Genomic DNA, 1,283 nt, shown 5'->3' with positions numbered 1-1,283 from the left:
GAGCGGGCGGGTCAGGCCAGGTCGAGGGCCTGGGCCGCGGCGAGGGCGTCGACCGGGACGGTGATGGCCGAGGAGGCTCCGGCCAGCGCCCAGTCGGGGTCCTTGAGGCCGTTGCCGGTCACGGTGCACACCACGCGGCTGCCGGGCTCGACCAGCCCCGCCTGGACGGACTGGAGCAGGCCGGCGACGCTGGCGGCGGAGGCCAGTTCCACGAACACGCCCTCCTCTGCGGCGAGGAGCTTGTAGGCGGCCATGATCTGGCGGTCGGTGACCTTGTCGATGAGGCCGCCGGACTCGTCGCGGGCCTGCTCTGCCAGCTTCCAGGAGGCGGGGTTGCCGATGCGGATGGCGGTGGCGATGGTGCTCGGGCTGGTGACGGGCGCGCCGTCGACGATGGGCGCGGAGCCGCTGGCCTGGAAGCCGAGCATGCGCGGGTCGCGGGTGGAGATCCCGTCCCTGGAGTACTCGGTGTAGCCCATCCAGTAGGCGGTGATGTTGCCCGCGTTGCCCACGGGGATGCAGTGGACGTCGGGGGCGTCGCCGAGGGCGTCGACGATCTCGAAGGCGGCCGTCTTCTGCCCCTGGAGGCGGTAGGGGTTGACCGAGTTCACCAGGGCGACCGGGTAGTCCACGCTGAGCTTGCGTGCCAGTTCGAGGCAGTCGTCGAAGTTGCCGTCGACCTGGAGCAGGCGGGCGCCGTGGACGAGGGCCTGGGCCAGCTTGCCCATGGCGATCTTGCCCTGGGGCACCAGCACGGCGCAGGTCATGCCCGCGCGGATGGCGTAGGCGGCGGCGCTGGCGCTGGTGTTGCCGGTGGAGGCGCAGATGACGGCCTTGGCGCCGTCCTCGGCGGCCTTGGTGATGGCCATGGTCATGCCGCGGTCCTTGAAGGACCCGGTGGGGTTGAGCCCCTCGACCTTGAGGAAGACCTCGCAGCCCGTGAGCTCGGACACGCGCGTGGCGGGCAGCAGGGGCGTGCCGCCCTCCTGGAGGGTGACAACGGGGGTGCTCTCGTTGACGGGGAGGCGGTCGCGGTACTCCTCGACGATGCCTCGCCACGCCCGTGCCATGCTCACGACTTGTCCCTTTCGGGTGGATGCGGCTTCGCTTGACGCGCGGTGGGATCGGCGGGTCTCCAGGACGGCCCGGCGGCGCGTCCGTCGTCCCCACCAGCTACGAGTCTATGACCCCGCCCGCACTATCTCGAATCGCGGTCGGATGTCTCATGATACGGACACAGGGGAGGGCGGGGTCATAGACTCGTAGCTGGTGGGGACGACGGA

General features: G+C 70.8%; 1 protein-coding gene. It reads right to left on the bottom strand.

All coding sequences use genetic code 11. From position 1 onward, the window contains the following. Positions 1-11: 11 nt before the first annotated feature. On the bottom strand, positions 12-1,070 hold the full coding sequence (thrC, locus tag ABD54_RS26585; protein WP_200904200.1) for a threonine synthase: 1,059 nt from the start codon (positions 1,068-1,070) through the stop codon (positions 12-14). Positions 1,071-1,283 lie beyond the last annotated feature (213 nt).

The sequence above is a fragment of the Nocardiopsis sp. RV163 genome (assembly GCF_001029525.1).
GTDB classification, from domain to species: domain Bacteria; phylum Actinomycetota; class Actinomycetes; order Streptosporangiales; family Streptosporangiaceae; genus Nocardiopsis; species Nocardiopsis dassonvillei.
This window is presented reverse-complemented; position numbering and strand designations above follow the sequence as displayed.

Coding starts and splice junctions, on each gene's coding strand:
- thrC (WP_200904200.1), bottom strand. CDS start 1,070: ATGGCACGGGCGTGGCGAGGCATCGTCGAGGAGTACCGCGACCGCCTC.